The sequence below is a fragment of the Pseudomonas sp. NPDC087639 genome, from assembly GCF_044743385.1.
In the GTDB taxonomy this organism is placed as follows: Bacteria; Pseudomonadota; Gammaproteobacteria; order Pseudomonadales; family Pseudomonadaceae; genus Aquipseudomonas.
Map to the genome: position 1 here is coordinate 1 of NZ_JBIUWI010000113.1, position 7,744 is coordinate 7,744.

The following is a 7,744-nucleotide window of genomic DNA, read 5'->3' on the forward strand; positions in this document are numbered from 1 at the left end:
TGGTGGGCTTCCGGTCGGCACTGACGCGTAACCGGAACAACTACATCGAGCAGGAAGGTCTGGCGAAGAAGCACAAAGTCGCCACCACCGGTGACGATGCCCGTGAAGGTCTGACCGCGATCATCTCGGTGAAAGTGCCGGATCCGAAGTTCAGCTCCCAGACCAAAGACAAGCTGGTCTCTTCCGAAGTGAAGACCGCGGTCGAGCAGGAGATGGGCAAGTATTTCTCCGACTTCCTCTTGGAGAACCCTAACGAAGCCAAGCTGGTTGTCGGCAAGATGATCGATGCCGCCCGTGCCCGTGAAGCCGCGCGCAAGGCCCGTGAGATGACCCGCCGCAAAGGCGCGCTGGACATCGCCGGCCTGCCGGGCAAGCTCGCTGACTGCCAGGAAAAAGATCCTGCGCTGTCCGAACTGTACCGCGGGCGGCTCTGCCAAGCAGGGACGTAACCGCAAGACCCAGGCCATCCTGCCGCTCAAAGGCAAGATCCTCAACGTCGAGAAAGCACGTTTCGACAAGATGATCTCGTCCCAGGAAGTGGGCACTTTGATCACCGCACTGGGCTGTGGCATCGGTCGCGACGAGTACAACATCGACAAGCTGCGCTATCACAACATCATCATCATGACCGATGCTGACGTCGACGGTTCGCACATCCGTACCCTGCTGCTGACCTTCTTCTTCCGTCAGTTGCCGGAGCTGATCGAGCGCGGCTACATCTCCATCGCCCAGCCGCCGTTGGACAAGGTCAAGAAAGGCAAGCAAGAGCAATACATCAAAGACGACGACGCCATGGAAGAGTACATGACGCAGTCGGCCCTGGAAGATGCGAGCCTGCACCTGAACGACGAAGCCCCGGGCATTTCCGGTGAAGCGCTTGAGCGTCTGGTGAATGACTTCCGCATGGTGATGAAGACCCTCAAGCGTCTGTCACGCCTGTACCCACAGGAACTGACCGAACACTTCATCTACCTGCCGGCCGTCAGCCTGGAAACGCTTGGCGATCATGCAGCGATGCAAGATTGGCTGGCTCAGTACGAAGTCCGTCTGCGCACCAACGAGAAGTCCGGTCTGGTCTACAAGGCCAGCCTGCGTGAAGATCGTGAACGTGGCGTGTGGCTGCCAGAGGTCGAACTGATCTCCCACGGTCTGTCGAACTACGTCACCTTCAATCGCGACTTCTTCGGCAGCAACGACTACAAAACCGTCGTCACCCTCGGCGCGCAGCTGAGCACCCTGCTCGATGAAGGCGCGTACATCCAGCGTGGCGAGCGCAAGAAAGCGGTCACCGAGTTCAAGGAAGCTTTGGACTGGCTGATGGCCGAAAGCACCAAGCGTCATACCATTCAGCGATACAAAGGTCTGGGCGAGATGAACCCGGATCAGCTGTGGGAAACCACCATGGACCCAAGCGTGCGTCGCATGCTGAAAGTCACCATCGAAGACGCCATTGGCGCAGACCAGATCTTCAACACCCTCATGGGTGATGCGGTCGAACCTCGCCGTGAGTTCATCGAGAGCAATGCGTTGGCGGTATCCAACCTGGATTTCTGATCCCGGTCGGCGGCTCCAACGAAAAAGGCCAACGCATTGCGTTGGCCTTTTTTATTACCCGCTATTTACTCGCTCGCCGACGTCACACTCTCCAACCGATACCCATACCCGTAAATCGTCAGCAACTGCCAACCGCGATCCGCCGTCAGCCCCAGCTTGTTACGCAACCGATAGATATGCGTATCCAGCGGTCTTGAGGAGGCTACTTCCTCATGTGGCCAAAATCGCTCATACAGGTAATCGCGCGACAGCGGTCGCCCTAAATTGCTGAACAGGCACCGAGCCAGCCGATACTCGCGCTCAGTCATGACAATCGGTATGCCCTCACGGGTGACGGTCAACTCGGCATCGTCGAAGATCAGGTCATTGAAGGTGAGTACTTCGGCAGCAGGTGTGCGTGGCTGGCTGTGCCGGCGCAGCACTGCGGCGACCCGGGCTTTCAGTTCATTGGGCCGGAACGGTTTGCTGACGTAGTCGTCGGCGCCGGCGTTGAGGGCCTGGACGATATCGCTTTCGCCATCGCGGCTGGTGAGCATGATCGCTGCAGGCGGCGCTTCCATGTGTTCGCGGGTCCAGCGCAGCAACGCCAGTCCGGAGAGATCTGGCAGTTGCCAGTCGAGGACCAGCAGATCGAAGGTTTCCCGGCGCAGCTGTCGCAGCAAGTCTTCACCGCGCTCGAAGCTGTGCAGCGACCATGGCTGTTCTCCGACCTCGGCCATCTGTTGCAAGGTCTGCTCGACCCGGCGCAGCTCGGCGGGTTCGTCGTCCAGTATCGCAACGCGCATACGCGGTGGTTCCTTGTTGCTGGGGCAGTTGGTCGTCAACCTTAGTCGCTCGGCCATCGCTATGAAAGGAAGCAGCCCGCCGTTGGTCGACGTCCGCTATGATTCTTCGGGTCATGTCTCAGACCTGTGACCTATGAAACCATTCACCCGCCCTACCCCTTTTTCCCATGAATGACCGCAGACGGCACGAAAGCCGCGAGCCGAGCCAGGTGCAGCGACTGTTTCGCCAGTTGGTGCGTGAGTGGTTGTGGATAAGTCTAGTGCTGTTGCCGCTGACTGCCCTATTGTCTTATCGCGCGCAGATAAACTTGCCCGATGCTTCTCCGGCAGCGGGTGCCCTACTCTCGGTGGGCATGGTGGCTTGCGTGCTGGGCCTACTGCTGTGGCGGCCGCGTCTGGCACTTTGGATGACACTGATTGGCATGGCGTGCGTGTTGATTACCAGCGCCGGCCTGGCGCAAATGCGCTTATGGTGGTCGCCGACGCCAGCGGTGCTGGGGATGCTGTTTGGCTATCTGATCTGGAACTGGCGCCGGCTCAGCGTGGTGCTGACGTACTTCGGCTGGGAATTGGCGCGGCTCGACAGCGAACCGAAAGTGTTTCCCGAGCGCCGCCGCACGCAATTTACCGGCGCTGATCGCTTGCAGGGCCAAATCATGGCACTCGAACAAGCCATGAGCCGCACCCGCGATACCCGGCGGTTCATCGCGGACGGTCTGGAGTATTTGCCCGTTGCCACACTGATCAGTGACCCCAAGGGACGGATACTGTTGGGCAATCGCAAGGCTCGCCTTCTGTTCGATCAGGCGCTGGTGGGCGACGATGTGCTCGATCAACTGGCACAGCTCGGTTATCCCGAGTTGTCGGCCGCGCCGCGCCCAACATTGTCCGCCCTGCCACTGCTGGAGTTTCGCGATCATAAGGAACGCAGCCTGCGCCTGGAGCGTGCCGCGTTGTTGCCGGTGGACGGTGACACGCCAATCGGTTGGTTGCTGAGCCTGACCGACCTCAGCGCTGAACGCGCCGCCGAAGAACAACGCGGCGTCTTGCTGCGCTTCCTGTCCCACGATCTGCGCGCGCCGCATTCGGCTATCCTCGCTCTGCTCGATGTTCACCGCCATCAGGCTGGCGCGGATTCTCCGCTGTTCGAGCAGATTGAACGTCAGGTGCGCCGCGCGCTTTCCTTGACTGACGGCTTCGTGCTGTTGGCGCGGGCGGAATCCGAGGCCTATCAGTTCCAGCCCAGTCTGTTTGCGATGCTGGTCCTCGACGTGGTGGACCAGGCATTGCCCATCGCCCAACAACAACGTATCGAGTTGCTCCACGACATGGACGAGCAATCCCAGGAGCGGCTGGTGCTGGCCGACCAGGGATTGCTGACCCGCGCACTGTTCAATTTGCTGGAAAACGCCATCAAGTACAGCCCGGCCGATACCGCGATTGAGCTGCGCGTCACTTGCCACAACGAATGGCTACGCTGCGAGATTAGGGATCAGGGCAAAGGCATTGCCGCCGAAGAACTCCCCGATTTGTTCACCCAGTATCGGCGCTTTTCTTCGGCTCACGGCATCGATGGTGTCGGCCTTGGATTATCGATGGTGAAAGCCGTGATCGATCATCATGGCGGCCGGATCGAGTGCTTTAGCGTGGTCGATCAAGGCACAACGTTCGTGCTTGAGTTGCCGCTGATCGCTGATTGATAAGGCACAAAAAAACCGGCTATATCAGCCGGTTTTTTTACTTCCGAAAAAAACTTATGCACCTTTTACGGTGTTTTATGAGCTTGAGAAATATATAAGTAAATCAATTACTTAAGATCAATATTCAGGCATTTTCAACAAAACCGTACACAGGTTATCCACAAAATCTCAGACAGCCAGCTGATCACTCGCAGCCGGCGCTTGCGGGGCCGGTGGCAGTGAACCCATTTCGCGCTGGGTCTTCTCGTTCCAGGCCTGCACCCGGTCGTTCAGCTCGGCGATAGCACGCGGGCCAGTGCCTTCGGCGAACATCGGTTCACCAATGACCACCGTGATTACTCCGGACATCTTGCCCCAGCCGACTTTCGGCCAGAACTTGCCCGCATTGTGTGCAATCGGCAGGACCGGAAGCGCCGCATTTACTGCCAATGCGCTGCCACTGCGCGAGAACTTGCCGACAGTGCCAAAAGGAACGCGCGTACCTTCCGGAAAGATCAGCACCCAAACGTTGTCCTTGAGCAGTTCATCACCCTTTGCAGCGACTTGTTTCAGCGCCGCTTTCGGGTTATCGCGGTCAATGGCAATCGGCCGCAGCATGGCCATGGCCCAGCCGAAGAACGGCACGTAAAGCAATTCGCGCTTGAGCACCTGGCTCAGAGGCGAGAAATAGGCGGAGAGAAAAAACGTCTCCCAAGTGCTCTGGTGGTTCGACTGAATCACGCAGGGCCGGTCAGGCACGTTTTCCGCGCCTTTGATTTCGTAACGGATACCGAGGAACACCTTGGTCAACCACAAGGCGCAACGGCACCAGTACACGTTGATAAAACGATAGCGCGCCTTGAATGGCAGAAAGGGCGCGATGAAAAAGCTCAGGCTGCACCACAGCAAGGACGTGGTGCCCAGCAGCAGATAAAAAAGGAAAATTCTGAAGGCCCGCAGTATCGACATGGCGACGTTTACCGTTACGGGGCAATGCCCGTCTGTTCAAGCGCACTCCCGATCAATCCCTGGTCAGGAATTTCAGAAGTACTCTAGTTGTGGATAAGTTCTGCGGCAATCGCCGCCAGATCGTCAAAAATCAGAGTGCCAACCGGCAGGGTTTTGCCCTGAGTCTTTTCGCCTTTCCCGGTCTTTACCAAAACTGGCTGTGAATCGACGGCTTTGGCGGCCTCCAGGTCACCAAGGCTGTCGCCGACGAACCAGACATTCGTCAGCGCCACGTTGTAATGCTCGGCGATGGTTTTCAACATGCCCGGTTTCGGCTTGCGGCAATCGCAGCCTTCATCCGGCCCATGCGGGCAGTAAACGATCAGCCCGACTTCACCGCCCTGCTCTGCCACCAACTCGCGCAGGCGCGCGTGCATGGCGTCGAGGGTAGCGAGGTCGTAGTAGCCGCGAGCAATGCCCGACTGGTTGGTGGCGACCGCCACCGTCCAGCCGGCCTTGCTCAACTGCGCAATCGCCTCGATCGAACCGGGCAAAGGAATCCACTCCTCCACCGACTTGATGTAAGCGTCGGAGTCGTAATTGATCACTCCGTCCCGATCGAGAATCAGCAGTTTCAACAGCAATCCCTCAACCCAGCAGCGAGATGTCGGCAACACCGAGGAACAAGCCACGCAGACGCGCCAGCAGCGCGTAACGGTTGGCCCGAACCTTGGCGTCTTCGGCATTGACCATCACCGCGTCGAAGAACGCGTCGACCGGCTCACGCAATGCCGCCAGGCGTGCCAGCGATTCGTTGTACTGACGCGCCGCCGCCATTGGCTGCACAGCCTGATCGGCCTGCTGGATCGCCGAGTACAGCGAGAACTCGTTGGCGTTGTCGAAGTACTTGGCCTCAACCACGGTCGGCACCGAGCCTTCAACCTTGCTCAGCAAGTTCGAAACACGCTTGTTCACCGCCGCCAGTGCTGCGGCTTCCGGCAGTTTGCGGAAGGCTTGAACCGCTTGCACACGCTGGTCGAAGTCCAGCGCCGAACCCGGCTTCAGGGCACGTACCGACAGGTAAGTGGCCACATCGACGCCTTCGTCTTCGTAACGCGCACGCAGACGATCGAAGATGAACTCCAGCACCGACTCGTTCAGGCCGGCAGCCTTGACCTTGGCGCCGAACGCATTCACGGCGAAAGCCACGGCGTCGTTCAGGTCCAGATCCAGTTGTTTCTCGATCAGGATGCGCAGCACGCCGAGCGCCGCACGGCGCAGGGCATACGGGTCTTTGCTGCCGGTTGGCAGCATGCCGATACCGAAGATACCGACCAGAGTGTCAAGCTTGTCCGCGATAGCGACGGCCGCACCGGTCAGGGTCGCCGGCAGTTCAGCACCGGCACCGCGCGGCATGTACTGCTCGTTCAGCGCCAGCGCGACGTCTTCCGGCTCGCCGTCATTGAGGGCGTAGTAGTAGCCGGCGACACCTTGCATCTCCGGGAATTCGCCGACCATTTCGGTGGCCAGGTCGCACTTCGACAGCAAGCCTGCACGGGCCGCCCACGAAGCGTTGCCGCCGATGCGTGCGGCGATGTACGCCGCCAGTTTCGATACGCGCTCGGCCTTGTCATAGACGCTGCCGAGTTTTTCCTGGAAGACCACGTTTTTCAGGCGATCGTTGAACACTTCGAGCTTCTGCTTCTTGTCTTGCTTGAAGAAGAACTCGGCGTCGGTCAGACGTGGGCGAACCACTTTCTCGTTACCGGCGATGATCTGCTGCGGATCTTTGCTCTCAATGTTGGCCACAGTAATGAAACGTGGCAGCAACTTGCCGTCGGCATCCAATAGGCAGAAGTACTTCTGGTTGTCCTGCATGGTGGTGATCAGCGCTTCTTGCGGCACGTCGAGGAAGCGTTCCTCGAACGAGCACACCAGCGGCACCGGCCATTCAACCAGCGCGGTCACTTCGTCGAGCAGTGCCGGCGGCACGATCGCTGTGCCTTCCTGACGGGTGGCCAGCTCTTCGGTGCGCTTGCTGATGATCTCGCGACGCTCGTTGGCGTCAGCCAGAACGTAGGCAGCACGCAGGTCCGCCAGGTAGCTCGACGGCGAACCGATGCGCACGCTTTCCGGGTGATGGAAGCGGTGGCCACGGGAGTCACGGCCAGCCTTCTGCGCGAGGATGGTGCAGTCGATGACCTGGTCACCGAGCAGCATCACCAGCCACTGGGTCGGACGCACGAACTCTTCCTTGCGCGCACCCCAACGCATGCGTTTCGGGATCGGCAAGTCGTTCAGCGAATCTTCGACGATGGTCGGCAGCAAGCTCGCGGTCGGTTTGCCGGCGATGCTCTGGCTGTAGCGCAGTTTCGGACCGCTCTGGTCGATTTCGCTCAGCTCGACGCCGCACTTCTTGGCAAAACCAAGAGCTGCCTGCGTCGGATTGCCTTCAGCGTCGAACGCCGCCTGACGTGGCGGGCCGTCGAGGTTGATGCTGCGATCCGGCTGCTGGGTAGCCAGCGCAGTAATCAGCACAGCCAGACGACGCGGCGCCGCGTAGACGGTTTTGCTCTCATAGCTCAGGCCGGCGGCTTGCAGGCCCTTGTCGATACCGGCGAGGAACGCGTCAGCCAAAGTGTTCAGGGCTTTGGGTGGCAGTTCTTCGGTGCCCAGTTCAACCAGAAAATCTTGCGCACTCATTGTGCAGCCTCCAGCTTGGCCAGTACTTCGTCACGCAGGTCCGGGGTCGCCATCGGGAAGCCCAGCTTGGCGCGG

Annotated in this window: 6 protein-coding genes and 1 pseudogene; 2 read left to right on the forward strand and 5 right to left on the reverse strand. The window is 59.5% G+C overall.

What is annotated here, in order from left to right; translation table 11 throughout:
* Window positions 1–1,554: pseudogene (locus ACIOVB_RS26285) on the forward strand (toprim domain-containing protein); the annotation flags it as partial.
* A gap of 65 nt (window positions 1,555–1,619) precedes the next feature.
* On the opposite strand, the gene ACIOVB_RS26290 reads toward ACIOVB_RS26285, so the two are convergent.
* A complete protein-coding gene (locus tag ACIOVB_RS26290) occupies window positions 1,620–2,339 on the reverse strand; it encodes a response regulator transcription factor (RefSeq protein WP_401272134.1) in 720 nt (239 codons plus the stop codon).
* 167 nt (window positions 2,340–2,506) lie between these two features.
* Here ACIOVB_RS26290 and ACIOVB_RS26295 point away from each other — a divergent pair, with 167 nt between their 5' ends.
* Window positions 2,507–4,039: an ATP-binding protein gene (locus ACIOVB_RS26295; RefSeq protein WP_401272135.1), complete on the forward strand. Its 1,533-nt coding sequence runs from the start codon at window positions 2,507–2,509 to the stop codon at window positions 4,037–4,039.
* A gap of 168 nt (window positions 4,040–4,207) precedes the next feature.
* Here ACIOVB_RS26295 and ACIOVB_RS26300 read toward each other — a convergent pair whose 3' ends face one another.
* The 4 genes from ACIOVB_RS26300 to ACIOVB_RS26315 all read right to left on the reverse strand — a co-directional run.
* The gene (locus ACIOVB_RS26300; RefSeq protein ID WP_401272136.1) at window positions 4,208–4,987 is read right to left on the reverse strand and encodes a lysophospholipid acyltransferase family protein; all 780 of its coding nucleotides are present in this window, start codon (window positions 4,985–4,987) and stop codon (window positions 4,208–4,210) included.
* An 83-nt stretch (window positions 4,988–5,070) separates the two neighbouring features.
* Window positions 5,071–5,610 (reverse strand): D-glycero-beta-D-manno-heptose 1,7-bisphosphate 7-phosphatase, encoded by a 540-nt coding sequence (gmhB, locus tag ACIOVB_RS26305; RefSeq protein WP_305440623.1) that lies wholly within the window; start codon window positions 5,608–5,610, stop codon window positions 5,071–5,073.
* 4 nt (window positions 5,611–5,614) lie between these two features.
* Window positions 5,615–7,669: a glycine--tRNA ligase subunit beta gene (gene glyS, locus ACIOVB_RS26310; protein WP_401272137.1), complete on the reverse strand. Its 2,055-nt coding sequence runs from the start codon at window positions 7,667–7,669 to the stop codon at window positions 5,615–5,617.
* On the reverse strand, window positions 7,666–7,744 hold a 79-nt coding region (locus ACIOVB_RS26315), incomplete at its 5' end, for a hypothetical protein (RefSeq protein WP_401272139.1). The genes glyS and ACIOVB_RS26315, both read right to left, overlap by 4 nt.